Source organism: Ruegeria sp. ABF4_144 (genome assembly GCF_056160045.1).
This window is the reverse complement of record NZ_JBSWWK010000001.1, coordinates 492,335-506,850: the sequence shown is the minus strand read 5'-3', so window position 1 is coordinate 506,850 and position 14,516 is coordinate 492,335. Positions and strand designations below refer to the sequence as shown.

Sequence of the window (14,516 nt, the reverse complement as noted above, 5' to 3'; positions counted from 1 at the left end):
TGAATGGTAGCTCAATTCGATTGCAGCGCACCATGAACAGTGACAGCTTGCGTTCATGTTTCGTATTTTCATCAACACATTGATCATTCTTATTCTGACAGTACTGACGCAGATTGGCGGGCTTGCCTGGGGAATTGCGCTGTTCTTCAAACGACGATTGATTTCATTTGTGGTCGCTTATGCCGCTTTTTCGCTCGCCGCGATCTGGATCGCCCCGCACTTCGGGCGCGTGGCATTAAGTTGTTCAGAAAGCGGCCCGCTGCAAGTTCAAAGCTGGATATACTGCGCCCTGAACAGAAACTATGTCTCTCCTAAACTCGCCGATGTTCTGCGGGATGCGGCGGAAGAAATGGATCGCCAATACCCGGGAACCAAAACTCTTGTTCTGGACGCAAACTTTCCGTTTCTGAACGGGTTTCCCCTGCTGCCACATCTGTCACATGATGACGGAGAGAAGGCTGACCTCGCCTTCTACTACTCGGATGACGGCAGTTACCTGAGTGGTGCCACGCGATCTCCAATCGGATACTTCGCCTTTGAGCATGGCAGCACCAACTGTCCAAAGCGTTGGCCGACCCTAAGATGGGATTTCGATTTCCTGCAGCCCCTTTGGCACAGTTACACTTTAGATCATCAACGCTTGCGCTCAGTCCTGATTGTGCTGTCTGACGACGACCGTGTTGGCAAGATCTTCGTTGAACCTCATCTGACCCAAAGCCTAAATGTGTCCGCTCCCAAGATCCGCTTTCAGGGATGCCGAGCCGCACGCCATGATGACCACATTCATTTTCAGCTTTAACGGCATTCATCAGGCACTGGCCAATTTCGCCAATAGTCAGCAGGTGCTATACTGGTTCGCAACGCAGGTATTGAACCCACGGAGACCCCGAATATGCCCCAGTACAATGACATGATCGAGCTTTCGGTAGAGGACATGGACCTGATCGAAACGGCGTTGCGTGGCTCGGTCGCTTCGTTGTCGCAAGCTGCTCTGGATGAGGAAGAGGCCGGCAATCCAGACCGCGAAGAGACCTTGCGCCGCATTCACGACCTTTTGGGCAAGCTTCACGATCAGAAGGTGTTTTATCGTCCCAAAGATGGGGTGTATCTTGGGGGCTAAACCCTGCCAAAACCCGTGCGCTTAACGAGGGTCACGTGTCAGGTCTGCCGCGCTGTGCAATGGCGGCACCGGTCCACGCAGCAACATCAGCGCCAGCGCCATTCCGACCAGCGCCGCAACCGCAGCAACCAGCATCGCGCTGTCAAAAGCGTTATCCTGCAAGTCCCGCAGCGCCTTGGCGAGGGCGGTTCCGGTGGTCGGGTCCATCGCCGCGAGCTGCTGCTGAATCTGGCTGGGTGTGCCATGAGTCAGCGCGTGCGCCAGATCCTCGCGCTGGGTTGATCCTGCGGGCAGCGCGTCGATCACCTCGGACAGGCCGCGGCGTTTGGTGATGGATTCGGCAAGGCCTCCGACCACGGCACCCAAGGTGGCTCCGAAATACAGGCAGGCGTTAATGACGCCCGATCCCTGCCCTACATGCTCTTCGGGCAGCAGGCGCAGACCAAGGCGCGGCAGCAGCGAGAAACAGATGCCCATCCCGATGCCGACAATCAGCAGCTTCCACCAGATTTCGGCGTATTGAGTGGTATTCGTCGTCGTCATCAACAACAGGAACCCGCAGGCCATCGCGCCAAGGCCAATCGCAACCGGCCATTGAAAGCTATAGGGCGCCAGAAACCGCGGCGCGGTGACTGAGATCACGAACATGCTGAGGCTGAGCGGCATGATCGCCAAACCAGCTCCGATAGAACTGTACCCGAAGGCATCAGGCGACTGCACGAAAGTGTTGAAATAGACAAAGAAGCAGAACAGCGTGAAGCCGGTGAAAAACATCCCCGCTGCGGCCATGAAATAGCGCGGATGGCGGAAATAGCGCAGCTCAATCAGCGGGTCTTCGGCGCGGCGTGAGACGATTACCAGCACAACCGTCGCCAACGCCGCAATGGCCAGTGGCACCAACGTCAGTGGTGTGGTCCAGCCCCCACTTTCACCGTTGCTGAGCGCGAATGACAACGGCCCCAGAAAAAAGAGGATTGCAACGGCTCCGGGAAAGTCGAACTTTGCTCCGGGCAAACGGATGTCAGGCACATATTTTCGTTTATGGACGTGCAAACCTATGGCAAAAGCCACAACCAGCAACAGCAGGTCAGTCGCGAAAATTGCACGCCAACTGATAAAATGCCCCATCGCACCGCCCACGATCGGGCCAACGCCAATCGCCAGTCCGACAACTGCGCCCCAGGCTCCGGTGACGCTGGCGCGCTGCTCTTCGGGCGTGGCCGCTGTCAGAACGGACAGAGAAGTGCCGAACAGCGCCGCCGCCCCAGCCCCCTGCGCACCGCGACCGATCAGAAGCATCGTACCATCCTGTGCAAACAGGACCGAAACCGACCCGATGGCAAACACGATCATACCAACGAAAAACACGCCCATCTTGCCGGTTATGTCCCCCATTCGACTGACGATTGTGACCAGAGTGGCGCTTGCGACCGTGTAGGTGGCCATCACCCATTGCAACCCTGACGGGGTCAGATCGAACTCGGCCTTCAGATTGGGCAGCACGGTGGTCACAGCTGTTGTGTTGAACCCTACGACCATCATGCAGATTGCCGTCATCGCCAACACAACACGGGCGCGGGCCTGCGGGGTCACGTCTTCCGAGGTCTTGTCACGCATCAAACTGCCCTCAAACCATGGTTGATTAATGCAATTATTCAGCAGTTTAGTGATTTTTGCCTCTGCGCATAGGGTGCGCGTCAGATCCAGTAGGACAGCGCGACCGGCAGTACCACAATCGTGCTGAGCGTCGACACCAGAATAAAGCCCGCCACATCCGACCCGTATTCCGGAACGTGTTGATCGATGAACAGGTAGGTCGCCACCGAAGATGGCATCAGGCAACACAGGATCACCGCGCCCCGCTCCGCGTCAGTAAAGCCGAACCCCCAGACCAGCGCACTGGCTATCACCACCGCCATTGCCAGATGCAAAACGGTCAGCGTCACCGCCCGGCCAAGGCTTTGGATCTGCAACGCCGCCAACGTGTGGCCCAGCGTCAGCAGCATCAGCGGTATCGACAACCCTCCGAGAATGTCAAAAGACTTGGCCACCGGCTGCGGCAGGCTGTAGCCGGTAGCCATCAGGATCAGAGAGATCACAACCGCATAGATGATGGGAGATGTGGCAAGTTTTTTCGGAGAAAACTCCCCTGCCGGTATCCACATGCCAACAGTGAAGATGCTGATCAGCACGACCACCACGAACCCCATAGTATAGGCCATACCCGCATCGCCCAACGCAAGCAGAGTGATCGGCAAGCCGATATTGCCGACATTGCCATGCATCAACGGCGTCAGAAACGCTCGTACGGGCAGGCGCATCGCCTTCAGTGCGACAAACCCCAACGCCCCGAATGCGGCAATCGCCAGCGCGGCAGCAGCCATCACATCCAGAAACGTATCCACGGCGATCTTGGTGGTGGACAGGTGTGAGATGATCAGCGTCGGATACCCAACGCGCGAGACAAGCCCGCCAATCACCTTGTTGTCGAACGGCGCCTTGATCAGCGCCAGACTATAGCCGATCCCGGCGCAGATCAGCACGGGCAGGACCACGTTCAGAACGTTCAGAAACAGGTGATCCACCGGCTGCCCCTATCGCATTTCCCTGCCCCTGACAGTGAAACAGGGCACGGTGTTTGACAAGAGCACAGCCTAACCCGCCCCCACACCTTGGTTTTCCAAATTAGAGCCTGATATCACCTATTGGGGTCCTTCCCTTCCCGCTTTCCACAACATATAGTGGCTCACAACAACGTGTGGGCAAGCACGGCGGGACATGGGAATACAAGCATGGCACATATCATCGTAGTGGGGAACGAGAAGGGCGGCGCAGGCAAATCGACCGTGTCGATGCATGTCGCCACCGCGCTGGCGCGGCTGGGGCACAAGGTCAGCACACTTGACCTGGACCTGCGTCAACGCAGCCTTGGGCGCTATTTCGAAAACCGCGGCAACTTCATGAACGGCTCCGAGGCACGTCTGCCCAGCCCACGCCATCATGACTTGCCCGAGATCGACGCCAGCAAGCTGAAACCGGGTGAGAATATCTATGACCACCGCCTGTCCGCCGCAGTGGCCGAGCTGGAGAGCGACAGCGACTTTATCCTGATCGATTGCCCCGGCTCACACACCCGCCTCAGCCAGGTGGCGCATTCGCTGGCTGACACGCTGATCACGCCACTGAACGACAGTTTCATCGATTTCGACCTGCTGGCGCGGATTGACTCAAAGGGTGAGAAAATCCTCGGGCCGTCGGTCTATTCTGAGATGGTCTGGAACGCGCGACAACTGCGCGCGCAAGCTGGGCTGAAGCCCATCGACTGGGTCGTTGTGCGCAACCGCGTCGGTACGCAGCGCATGGTCAACAAGGAAAAGATGCAACGCGCGATCGAGATGCTGTCGCAGCGCATCGGTTTCCGCGTCGCCTCGGGCTTTTCCGAGCGGGTGATCTTCCGCGAATTGTTTCCGCGCGGTCTGACCCTGCTGGACCTCAAGGATATCGGGGTCAAACAGCTGAACATCTCGAACATCGCCGCTCGGCAAGAGCTGCGCGACATGATGAAAGAGCTGAACCTTCCGGGCGTCGAAATCGACTTTTGAGAAGGTTTCGGCTGCTCTGGCACACGCGCTTCAGCGGCCATTCTCCCCCTCCTTGCCCTTGCACCTAACCTGATGCAAACTTGTTTGCGAAGGAAAGGCGCCTGTAGACAGCTGGGTCCGTTGGTAAACGGATCCGCCAAGCCTTGTGTTTTGGGAGGAGCGCGCCATGACATCCGACACCGAAGAGTCACCACCACCAAATAATCTGACACCGCAGCAACACACCGTGCCCGAAGTCAACACGGTTACGTCGAGCGACATCGCCGCCTCGTTGAAGGCCGGTTTCGCTGACTTTTTGGCGCGTCCATTCATGAGCGGCTTTTTCGGCCTGTTCTATGCGGTATTCGGTATTCTGCTTGTTTGGAGCTTGGTTTGGCTTGGCAAAATTTGGATGATCATTCCCGCCATCGTCGGCTTCCCATTGATTGCACCCTTCGCCGCCGCCGGGCTTTACGAAATGTCCCGACGGCTTCAGAAGGGTGAGAGTTTCGGCTGGTCAGAAATCCTTGGTGTCATGGCCAATCAGCGCAAGCGTGAAATGGGCTGGATGGCCTTTGTCACCTTGTTCATTTTCTGGGTGTGGGTTTACCAGGTTCGGCTTTGGCTGGCCATCATCCTGCAGAACGCATCCTTCTCGGATCTGGACGGGTTTTTGAATACCGTCTTCTTCACACCACAGGGCTGGGCCTTCCTAGCCGTTGGTACCTGCGTCGGTGCCTTTTTGTCGGCAGTTCTGTTCTCGGTGACTGTCATTGCAATGCCCATGCTGCTGGATCGGGAAACCAATTTCGTGTCCGCCATGCTGACGTCCATCCGCGCCGTCGCTGAAAACCCTGTGGTTATGCTGACCTGGGCGGCAATCATCTCGGTCACCATGCTGCTGTCGATGGTTCCAGCCTTTCTAGGCCTGATCTTCACGCTGCCGATCCTTGGTCACGCCACATGGCACCTGTATCAGCGGGCCGTGCCGCCAGCCGAGGGATAGGCTAAAACGCCAGATACCCAATCAGTGGCACCGCAAACAGGCTGAGCACGAAGGTCGCGATCAACAAGGCTGAGGCGATGGCCGCATCGCATCCGTATCGCGCGGCGATAACTGCGGCCAAGGCGCCCGACGGCATCGCGGCTTCGATCACCAGAATGTCGCGCTGAAAATCCGGCAACCCAAGGACAAAGGCAAACCCGCCCGCAACCAACGGCTCGAGCAACAGTTTCAGCGCACAGACCAGCACGAACAAGCCCGCGAACTGCTGAAAGCCGACAGGCCGCAGCATCAGCCCGATCGTAAAGGCCACGAGGAATGTCAGCGAGGCACTGGCAATCCCAAGAAAGTCGTTCAGCAGTTCCACAACCCTGCTGCCTTGCGGCAGACCAATGGCAGACGCCAAAACACCCAATACAAATGCCAGGAAAATCGGTGACCGCACGAATGTCTTCAAAGCATCCGCGACCGTGGGCCCTTCGTCGTTGTTCTCGCCGTAATAACTGGCGATCGCAACACCCACGGTAAACAGAGGCAGCACTACGCCAATCTCTCCCATCACGACGAGCTGGCTCATGATCTCGGAATTGTCGCCATAGATGTTTTGCAACAGCGAATATCCAAGGGTTGAAGTGCTGCCGACCCCTGCCACTAGGATCACGGACCCCAGAACCGGTCTGTCCAATCGCATCCAGCGCCCGGCCACCCATGCAACGGTCATGACCACCGCGATGGCCAGGAAGAGCACAAAGGCGAGTTCGAAGTTCCGAATGCGAAACGGCTCGTTGCTGAGGTTGGCGAATATCAGGGCTGGCAAGGCGAAATCGGTGACCAGGCGGGCGAAAACCCCTTGTTCGCGCTCCTGAATAACATTGCGATGTCGGAACCAGACCGCCGACCCGACCAGCGCCAGCATCACTATGAAAGAGTCAAAGAGACTGTCGAACTGCAAGGTCTGATCGGCTCCTTGTAGACGCAACTTGTTACTTACCACTGCCGTCAATGACAGGGCATGATCATACGACAGAAGCCTTTTCCGTCAAAATCGCTTGAAAGCAGGTCTTTGCTGCGATGGTACAGCCGCCCCCTAAAGCGGGGGCTCGTAGATCGTGAACAGCTCTTTCGGTTCGGCCACACCGCGCAGCATGTATCGACCGACCGACACAAGGTTCTCGCCACACGGCTGCGCCGCACGCGCGACATCGTCCGAGATCAGAATACGCTGCCCCAATGACCGGTGCATCCCGGCGATCCGGGCGGTCTGGTTCACAGCAGGCCCGATCACCGTAAAGTCCAGACGCGTCGCGGACCCGATATTACCATACAGGATTTCCCCCGCATGCAGGGCAAGGGTAAAGCTGGCCACCGGCAAGCCCTCGGCCTCGCGGCGAGCATTCAGCGCTTCCATCCGTTGCTGCAGCACCGGCACGGCCTTCAAGGCCGCGCGCGCGTCTTCGTCGATCTCACCAACGTCGAACATCGCCATCAGCCCGTCGCCCATGAACTTAAGGATGTTCCCGCGATTTTCATGCACGACACCCACAGCCTCGGCCAGATAGTCGTTCAGCATGTCGATGATTTCGTTGCCCGGCAGTTCCTCGGACAAGCTGGTGAAGCCTTCGAGGTCAAAGTTCCAGATCACAGCATCAATCTGCTGTAGCGATCCCCTCCGAATTTCGCCCGACAAGACCCGGCGCCCCGCATCACGGCCCAGATATACCCGCATAAGGTCCTTCGAAACCCGAGCGCTGGACGCAGATTTCAGCGCCAGCCCCAAATGGGGCAACGCGGTGTTGATCAGCCCCAGATCGTCGTCCTGAAATCCTTCAGGCGCATTCGAGGTCCAGGACATAAGAACTCCACCTACTGCCTCTTTGGCGTCTTTGGGCCCGTTATGCGTCGGAACGTCAAAGCTGACCCCAGTTGCATAATAATCGGTTGCCCCGATCTCGCGCAGGTCATTTAGCAGGGGAAAGCGGCTGGCTTCATTCTGATCGACCAGACGCTCGCGGATTTCATCAACCTCATCGTTCAGAATCGCGTAGAGGGGGCTTTGCTTCCACTGTTCGCTGGGCTCTTCGGTGTATTCAAAGGTCTCGGACTCGCCGCCCTTGCCGTCATACCAGCTGAACCCGGTGCCGCCATACACAGGGTGCAGCGCGGACTGCGCCGCGTGAAACCGCATCAGAGGCACGCCAAGTTCCAACAGCTTGTTGCAATAGCCGTCCAACAGGTCTTCTTTCGTGGCCCCTTCAAGGCCACGGGTAACGATCCATTCAATAAGATCGGTTGATTTCGCCATATCGGCGTTCAGGGTCGTCATTTTGTTATTATTCCAGTGTCCGCTCTGGTTGTCATCTGGGGACCGGAGGGCGGAATTACCAGTGTTCACCCCATATGCGCCAACTGACGCAACATTTTGCGCAACAGGGCCGCCTCGTCTGCGCTGAACTGAGCCGCCAACCGCGCGTCATACTGCCCCGCCACACCGCAAAGCTCGTGATAGGCAGTCTGGCCCATGGCCGTCAGTGTCAGGTTTTCCAATCGGCGGTCCGTGTCACTGCGGCTGCGCAGCAGAAACCGGCGCTCTTCCAGCCTTTGTACGGCCCTGCTAATCTTGGTCTTATGCAGCCGGGCGCGTTCACCGATCTCTTTCGCGGTCATTTCGCCGTAATTGCCCAAATGGAACAAGACCCGCCATTCGTTGCGCAGCATACCATAACGGTTCTTGTAGACCTTCTGAAACTCTAACGAGCTTTCCTCGGCCGCGCGGTTTAGCAGGTAGGGCAGGAAATCCTGCAAATCAAAGTCATCTTTTTTCATGGAGTCGTCCCGAGTCATGCTTGTTAGTTACAAAACCAACTATTATTCCTCAAGCAGCAAACGGAGGAACGCGGGATGAACCATCCGACTGATCCGCATGAAATGACCCAAGCCGGCAGCCTGGTCGGCACCCATGCGGGCTATATGCCCGGCTTTGGCAATGATTTTGAGACCGAGGCCCTGCCTGGTGCACTGCCACAGGGAATGAACAGCCCCCAGCGCTGCAACTATGGCCTTTATGGTGAGCAACTGAGCGGCACGGCCTTTACCGCGAACCCGCCCGAGCGGACGTGGTGCTATCGCATCCGGCCGTCAGTAAAGCACTCGCATCGTTATGAAAAAATCGACCTGCCTTACTGGAAATCGGCGCCGTTTGTCGATCCGAACGTAGTAAGCCTGGGCCAGTACCGCTGGGATGCGGTGCCGCATTCCGATCAGGGTATGACCTGGCTGACCGGCATGCGAACCATGACCACGGCGGGGGATGTGAACACGCAGGTGGGTATGGCCAGCCATATCTATCTGGTTACCGAGTCGATGGTGGATGACTATTTCTTCTCGGCCGATTCCGAATTGCTGGTGGTCCCGCAAGAAGGCCGCCTGCGCTTTGCGACCGAACTGGGGATCATCGATCTGGAGCCCAAGGAAATCGCGATTATCCCGCGCGGGCTGGTTTATCGGGTCGAAGTTCTGGAAGGCCCCGCGCGCGGCTTTGTGTGCGAAAACTACGGTCAAAAGTTCGAACTGCCGGGCCGTGGCCCGATCGGGGCCAACTGCATGGCCAACCCACGCGACTTCAAAGCGCCCGTGGCGGCGTTTGAGGACCGCGAGGTGCCCTCGACCGTCACCGTGAAATGGTGCGGGCAGTTCCATACGACCAAAATCAATCAAAGTCCGCTGGACGTGGTCGCGTGGCACGGAAACTACGCGCCGTACAAATACGACCTGCGCACCTATTGCCCTGTCGGCGCGATCCTGTTCGACCACCCCGATCCGTCGATCTTTACCGTGCTGACCGCACCTTCGGGGCAGCCGGGCACGGCCAATATCGACTTTGTCCTGTTCCGCGAGCGCTGGATGGTGGCCGAAGATACGTTCCGCCCGCCATGGTATCACAAGAACATCATGTCTGAGCTGATGGGCAATATATACGGTCAGTATGACGCCAAGCCGCAGGGCTTTGTTCCCGGCGGCATGAGCCTGCACAACATGATGCTACCGCACGGACCGGACCGCGAGGCGTTCGAAAAAGCGTCGAATGCCAACCTTGGGCCGGACAAGCTGGACAACACCATGTCCTTCATGTTTGAAACCCGGTTCCCTCAGCACCTGACACCTTTTGCCGCCAACGAGGCCCCTTTGCAGGACGATTACATTGACTGCTGGACCTCGCTTGAGAAAAAGTTCGACGGAACCCCGGGCAAAAAGTGAGGCCGTCATGAGCTTTGATATCTGGACCACCTATATCGCGACTATCCTGTTGCTGATGAGCACACCTGGGCCGAGCCAGCTATTGATGCTGTCCAACTCGGCGACCAACGGGCTCAAGCGCGGGATGTTCACGGCAGCCGGGGACCTAACGGCAAACCTGCTGCAAATGCTGGCAGCGGGGCTTGGTCTGGCCGCAATCATCGCCGCTTCGGGCGCGGCGCTGGCCGTGATCAAATGGCTGGGCGTGATCTATCTGGTGTATCTTGGGGTGAAAATGATCGTCAAAGCCGACCGGAAAGAGGCGCAAACAGCCCCTCGCGCCAGCCGCAAGTCGCTTTGGATGCAGGGTTTCATCACCTCAGCCGCCAATCCTAAGGCGGTGGTGTTCTTTGCTGCCCTGTTCCCGCTGTTCATCGATGGCACTCTGCCGTTCTGGCCGCAATTCGCCATCCTCTCGGTCACCTATCTGACCATAGACGGGCTGTTCCTGACCGCCTATGGCGGCAGCGCCAGCTGGCTGGCCACCCGCCTCAAGGGCTCGGCGCGGCTGTGGCTGGACCGGGCTGGCGGCGGTTTCATGATACTGGCCGCCCTTCTGCTGGGGCTGAAGTCCCTGCGGGACGCGCAATAAACTTGTAAGGATCACAGATGCCATTGATGAAATCCTGGGTGGCCTCGGCCAATGACGCCAATCACCCGTTTCCGCTGAACAACCTGCCTTATGGTGTCTTTTCGGTCGACGGGTCCGACCCGCGTTGCGGCGTAGCAATCGGAGACATGATTTTGGATGTCACCGCGGCCGAGGCCGAAGGGGTGATCAATCTGGACGACGAGCCGCTGTTCGACCTGCCCTTCTGGAATCCGCTGATGGAGCAAGGCCCAGCCGTCTGGGCCGCTTTGCGCGCGCGGCTAACATCCCTTCTGGCAGAAGGGTCTGAAGAGCAGGGCAAGGTCGAACACCTACTGGTTCCGCAGGGCGCAGCAGCACTGCACATGCCCTTCGCCGTCAGCGAATACACCGACTTCTATGCCGGGCGTCACCATGCGCAAAACGTTGGCACCATGTTCCGCGGGCCGGAAAACGCCCTGCCGCCGAACTGGCTGCATATTCCGATTGGGTATAATGGCCGGGCGTCCTCGGTTGTGGTATCGGGCACGGATATCCGCCGCCCCTGGGGTCAGTTGAAAGCACCAGACCAGGATAAACCCGCATTCCTGCCCAGCCGCCGTTTTGATATTGAACTTGAGATGGGTGCCATCGTTGGCACCCCCTCGGATGGACCGATTTCGGTGCAGCAGGCCGACGACCACATCTTCGGCTACGTCCTTCTAAACGATTGGTCCGCGCGCGACATTCAGGCGTGGGAATACCAGCCGCTCGGCCCGTTTCAGGCCAAGGCCACTGCGACGTCCATCAGCCCTTGGATCGTGACCAAAGCCGCTCTTGAGCCGTTCCGCTGTGACACGCCCAAGCGCGAAGTTGAGTTGCTGGACCACCTGAAGGATTGCGGCCCGATGCTGTATGACATCGACCTGTCGGTGACGATGACGCCCGAAGGCAAGCCAGCCACCACGATTGCACAAACCAATTACCGGGAAATGTACTATTCCGCCGCGCAGCAACTAGCTCACCATTCGACTTCGGGCTGCCCGATGAATACCGGGGATCTGCTGGGGTCCGGCACGATCTCAGGCCCGTCCAAACCGGAACGCGGCTCGCTGCTGGAGCTCAGTTGGGGCGGAAAGGAGCCGCTGACACTGGACACAGGCGAGACGCGCAGTTTCATTGAAGACGGCGACACACTCACCCTGACTGGTGCCGCCAAAGGCAAGGGCTACACAATCGGTTTCGGCGACTGCACCGGCACGGTGTTGCCAGCGCTCTCGGACCCCTACGCGCGGTAAGGACAACAAAACGGTCGGGGACATTCCGTCGCATTTGATCCAGATCGTTTTAAGGCGGAAATTTCGGTGAAACCATGGCTCAAGCCTTCGGCCCCAAAGGGCCGGAGAACGAAATCTTGCGCGTAACCCGCGCCAGACATCGGGGGAGAGCCCATGAACAAAGTTTTCGAAGTCCCGCTTTACGCCTATGAACGCAGCCCGGATCAGGACGCACCCACCCCTGCCCGGCACAAAGTGATCGTCATCGGTGCCGGTCCGATCGGACTGGCCACCGCCATTGATCTGGCCCAGCAAGGCGTCGAGGTTGTGGTATTGGACGACAATGACAAGGTCAGTTTCGGCAGCCGTGCCATCTGCTTTTCTCAGCGTACACTCGAAATCGCCGACCGCTTGGGCGCAGGGCGTGCAATGGTCGAGAAAGGTGTGCTGTGGAACGCCGGCAAAGTCTATTTTGATGAGCGTCAGGTTTACGAATTCAACCTGCAACCCGATGCAGGCTACGCAAACCCGGCCTTCATCAACCTGCAGCAATACTATTTTGAAAACGCCCTTGTAGACCGTGTGCGCGAGTTGCAGGCCGAAGGCGCGCCGCTGGAAATCCGTGGGCGAAACAAGGTCGAAGCCATCGGCACCCATGACACTCATGTCACGCTTGAGGTGGAAACCCCTGAAGGCCCCTATAATATCGAGGCCGATTGGCTGATCGCCTGTGACGGTGCGCATTCGCCGACGCGCCGGATGCTGGGTTTGGATTTCGAAGGGCGTGTTTTCGAAGACAATTTCCTGATCGCTGACGTGGTGATGGAGGCCGATTTCCCCACCGAGCGCTGGTTCTGGTTCGATCCGCCCTTCAATCGCGGGCAATCGGCGCTGCTGCACAAACAACCCGACAATGTCTGGCGCATCGACCTGCAATTGGGCTGGGACATCGACAAAGAGTATGAACAAAAGCCCGAGAACGTCATTCCCCGGCTCAAGGCGATGCTGGGTGAGGAGGTAAAGTTCGATCTGGAATGGGTATCGATCTACACCTTCCAGTGTCGGCGGATGGAAAGGTTCCGCTATGGCCGCGTGCTATTCGCCGGGGACAGCGCGCATCAGGTCAGCCCGTTTGGGGCGCGTGGTGCGAACTCTGGAATGCAGGACGCAGATAACCTGTGCTGGAAGCTGAAGCTGGTCATCGACGGCAAAGCGCCCGAGATCCTGCTGGACAGCTACAACCGCGAGCGGGTGCAGGCCGCCGATGAAAATATCCGCATGTCCACACGTTCGACCGATTTCATCACGCCTAAGTCCGACATGTCGCGCCTGCTGAGAGATGCCGTGCTGGACCTGAGCGAACACTTCGAATTCGCCCGACCGCTTGTGAATTCCGGCCGGTTGAGTACACCCTGCACTTACACCGGATCTTCACTGAGTTCGGCGGACGCTCTGAACGGGCCGGACATCACCCGCCCGGGCGCGGCCTGCCCGGACGCACCTTTGGGCGATGACTTCCTGTTGCCGAAACTGGCGGGCAAATTCACCCTGTTAACTATCGACGCCGACGCCCCCGAACGCATCGAGGAAGACGGCATCAAAGCCACCCGGCTGGCGCTGTCGGTCAAGGATGATCTGACTTTGGAGCTCAAGCGTCGTTATCTGGGGGATGCCACCAGCGCGGTTTACCTGATCCGCCCGGATCAACATGTGGCTGCGCGACGCGACTCGTTCGAAGAAAACGCATTCCGGCAAGCAATCCGCCGGACCACCGGTAAGGAGTAAGCAAGATGGCCGATCTTATCCTCAGTCCGAACCTCGACAATGGTGATGATTTCTATGCCGGACTGCTGGCCGCCCACGACGGGTTGGACAAGTCCGCAAGTGATGCTCTAAATGCCAGGCTTGTTCTGGTGCTGGCCAACCATATCGGAGATGCGGGCGTGCTGGCACAGGCTTTGAAAGCCGCAGCGTTGCCGAACGGCTGACAGCATGAGCGAGGTGATCCTGTACGACTTCAGCCATTCCTCAGCTAGCTACCGTGTGCGCATCGCGCTGAATCTGGCCGGGGTCGCCTATCGCTCTGTTTCCGTTGATCTCAGGGAGAGGGTGCAAAAGACGCAAACCCATCTGTCACGCAACCCGCAGGGGCTCGTACCTGTGCTTGAGATAGACGGGCTGCGGCTGACGCAATCGCTGGCGATCATCGACTACTTGGATCAGACCCGAGGCTTGGGTTTGCTGCCAGCCGAGCCCGCGCACCGGGCGAAAGTGGCGGCTTTGGCGCAGTCCATTGCCGTGGATATACACCCGGTTTGCAACCTATCGGTCGCCCAGCATGCCGCCGCATTGGGTGGTGGGGCCGAAGGGCTGTTAGGCGACTGGATGCGCCACTTTATCCGCCCAGGCCTGCTGGCGTTCGAGGCGCTGTTGCCCGAGTTTGAGCAAGCCCCCTATTGTGCCGGGTCTCAACCCGGTCTGGCCGATCTATGCCTGATCCCGCAATTGTACAACGCGCGGCGCTGGGACGTAAACCTGTCCGACCTGCCGCGCAGTCTGGCGGTCGAGGACGCCTGCGCAGATCATCCCGCCTTTAGGGCCGCCCACCCTGACGTCGTGACCTGATCTGGCGCACAGGCCCTGTGTGCCGGCATAGGTGGGCCGACCAACCAGC

The 14,516-nt window shown here is 58.4% G+C and carries 15 protein-coding genes; 10 read left to right on the top strand and 5 right to left on the bottom strand.

Annotated features, from left to right (window positions below):
- Positions 1 to 55 precede the first annotated feature (55 nt).
- A complete protein-coding gene (locus tag ACXAGD_RS02590) occupies positions 56 to 799 on the top strand; it encodes a hypothetical protein (RefSeq protein WP_475208311.1) in 744 nt (247 codons plus the stop codon).
- A gap of 93 nt (positions 800 to 892) precedes the next feature.
- Positions 893 to 1,120, top strand: coding sequence for a hypothetical protein (locus tag ACXAGD_RS02585; RefSeq protein ID WP_475208310.1), 228 nt, complete (start codon positions 893 to 895; stop codon positions 1,118 to 1,120).
- Between the two features lie 21 nt (positions 1,121 to 1,141).
- Here ACXAGD_RS02585 and ACXAGD_RS02580 read toward each other — a convergent pair whose 3' ends face one another.
- Complete coding sequence (locus tag ACXAGD_RS02580) at positions 1,142 to 2,737, bottom strand: MFS transporter (protein WP_475208309.1); 1,596 nt, start codon at positions 2,735 to 2,737, stop codon at positions 1,142 to 1,144.
- Between the two features lie 80 nt (positions 2,738 to 2,817).
- Positions 2,818 to 3,705: an AEC family transporter gene (locus tag ACXAGD_RS02575; protein WP_475208307.1), complete on the bottom strand. Its 888-nt coding sequence runs from the start codon at positions 3,703 to 3,705 to the stop codon at positions 2,818 to 2,820.
- A 207-nt stretch (positions 3,706 to 3,912) separates the two neighbouring features.
- Here ACXAGD_RS02575 and ACXAGD_RS02570 point away from each other — a divergent pair, with 207 nt between their 5' ends.
- Complete coding sequence (locus tag ACXAGD_RS02570) at positions 3,913 to 4,722, top strand: division plane positioning ATPase MipZ (protein WP_170328373.1); 810 nt, start codon at positions 3,913 to 3,915, stop codon at positions 4,720 to 4,722.
- Positions 4,723 to 4,888: 166 nt separating this feature from the next.
- Positions 4,889 to 5,707, top strand: coding sequence for a DUF2189 domain-containing protein (locus ACXAGD_RS02565; RefSeq protein WP_475208306.1), 819 nt, complete (start codon positions 4,889 to 4,891; stop codon positions 5,705 to 5,707).
- A 1-nt stretch (position 5,708) separates the two neighbouring features.
- On the opposite strand, the gene ACXAGD_RS02560 is transcribed toward ACXAGD_RS02565, so the two are convergent.
- The 3 genes from ACXAGD_RS02560 to ACXAGD_RS02550 all read right to left on the bottom strand — a co-directional run bounded on the left by ACXAGD_RS02560 (position 5,709) and on the right by ACXAGD_RS02550 (position 8,527).
- A complete protein-coding gene (locus tag ACXAGD_RS02560; RefSeq protein WP_475208305.1) occupies positions 5,709 to 6,683 on the bottom strand; it encodes an AEC family transporter in 975 nt (324 codons plus the stop codon).
- A 108-nt stretch (positions 6,684 to 6,791) separates the two neighbouring features.
- Positions 6,792 to 8,027, bottom strand: a complete 1,236-nt coding sequence (locus ACXAGD_RS02555) for an adenylate/guanylate cyclase domain-containing protein (RefSeq protein ID WP_475208304.1) — start codon at positions 8,025 to 8,027, stop codon at positions 6,792 to 6,794.
- A gap of 65 nt (positions 8,028 to 8,092) precedes the next feature.
- Complete coding sequence (locus ACXAGD_RS02550) at positions 8,093 to 8,527, bottom strand: MarR family winged helix-turn-helix transcriptional regulator (RefSeq protein ID WP_475208302.1); 435 nt, start codon at positions 8,525 to 8,527, stop codon at positions 8,093 to 8,095.
- Positions 8,528 to 8,602: 75 nt separating this feature from the next.
- Between ACXAGD_RS02550 and hmgA the strand changes: the two genes are divergently transcribed.
- From hmgA to maiA, 6 genes are all read left to right on the top strand, one after another.
- Positions 8,603 to 9,958 carry a homogentisate 1,2-dioxygenase gene (hmgA, locus tag ACXAGD_RS02545; RefSeq protein WP_475208300.1) on the top strand — a complete coding sequence of 452 codons (1,356 nt, stop codon included), beginning with the start codon at positions 8,603 to 8,605 and terminating at the stop codon, positions 9,956 to 9,958.
- Between the two features lie 7 nt (positions 9,959 to 9,965).
- Positions 9,966 to 10,589, top strand: coding sequence for a LysE family translocator (locus ACXAGD_RS02540; RefSeq protein ID WP_475208298.1), 624 nt, complete (start codon positions 9,966 to 9,968; stop codon positions 10,587 to 10,589).
- Positions 10,590 to 10,606: 17 nt separating this feature from the next.
- Positions 10,607 to 11,863, top strand: a complete 1,257-nt coding sequence (gene fahA / locus ACXAGD_RS02535; RefSeq protein ID WP_475208297.1) for a fumarylacetoacetase — start codon at positions 10,607 to 10,609, stop codon at positions 11,861 to 11,863.
- A 153-nt stretch (positions 11,864 to 12,016) separates the two neighbouring features.
- On the top strand, positions 12,017 to 13,627 hold the full coding sequence (locus ACXAGD_RS02530; protein ID WP_475208296.1) for an FAD-dependent oxidoreductase: 1,611 nt from the start codon (positions 12,017 to 12,019) through the stop codon (positions 13,625 to 13,627).
- Positions 13,628 to 13,632: 5 nt separating this feature from the next.
- Entirely contained in the window at positions 13,633 to 13,830 is a 198-nt protein-coding gene (locus tag ACXAGD_RS02525) for a DUF2783 domain-containing protein (RefSeq protein ID WP_475208295.1), read from the top strand.
- A 4-nt stretch (positions 13,831 to 13,834) separates the two neighbouring features.
- Positions 13,835 to 14,467: a maleylacetoacetate isomerase gene (maiA, locus tag ACXAGD_RS02520; RefSeq protein ID WP_475208294.1), complete on the top strand. Its 633-nt coding sequence runs from the start codon at positions 13,835 to 13,837 to the stop codon at positions 14,465 to 14,467.
- The last annotated feature ends 49 nt before the right edge of the window (positions 14,468 to 14,516 follow it).

Excerpts from the sequence above, each read along its gene's own strand:
- ACXAGD_RS02590 (WP_475208311.1), top strand. The coding sequence starts at position 56 with ATGTTTCGTATTTTCATCAACACATTGATCATTCTTATTCTGACAGTA.
- ACXAGD_RS02585 (WP_475208310.1), top strand. The coding sequence starts at position 893 with ATGCCCCAGTACAATGACATGATCGAGCTTTCGGTAGAGGACATGGAC.
- ACXAGD_RS02580 (WP_475208309.1), bottom strand. The coding sequence starts at position 2,737 with ATGCGTGACAAGACCTCGGAAGACGTGACCCCGCAGGCCCGCGCCCGT.
- ACXAGD_RS02570 (WP_170328373.1), top strand. The coding sequence starts at position 3,913 with ATGGCACATATCATCGTAGTGGGGAACGAGAAGGGCGGCGCAGGCAAA.
- ACXAGD_RS02565 (WP_475208306.1), top strand. The coding sequence starts at position 4,889 with ATGACATCCGACACCGAAGAGTCACCACCACCAAATAATCTGACACCG.
- ACXAGD_RS02555 (WP_475208304.1), bottom strand. The coding sequence starts at position 8,027 with ATGACGACCCTGAACGCCGATATGGCGAAATCAACCGATCTTATTGAA.
- ACXAGD_RS02550 (WP_475208302.1), bottom strand. The coding sequence starts at position 8,527 with ATGAAAAAAGATGACTTTGATTTGCAGGATTTCCTGCCCTACCTGCTA.
- hmgA (WP_475208300.1), top strand. The coding sequence starts at position 8,603 with ATGAACCATCCGACTGATCCGCATGAAATGACCCAAGCCGGCAGCCTG.
- ACXAGD_RS02540 (WP_475208298.1), top strand. The coding sequence starts at position 9,966 with ATGAGCTTTGATATCTGGACCACCTATATCGCGACTATCCTGTTGCTG.
- fahA (WP_475208297.1), top strand. The coding sequence starts at position 10,607 with ATGCCATTGATGAAATCCTGGGTGGCCTCGGCCAATGACGCCAATCAC.
- ACXAGD_RS02530 (WP_475208296.1), top strand. The coding sequence starts at position 12,017 with ATGAACAAAGTTTTCGAAGTCCCGCTTTACGCCTATGAACGCAGCCCG.
- ACXAGD_RS02525 (WP_475208295.1), top strand. The coding sequence starts at position 13,633 with ATGGCCGATCTTATCCTCAGTCCGAACCTCGACAATGGTGATGATTTC.
- maiA (WP_475208294.1), top strand. The coding sequence starts at position 13,835 with ATGAGCGAGGTGATCCTGTACGACTTCAGCCATTCCTCAGCTAGCTAC.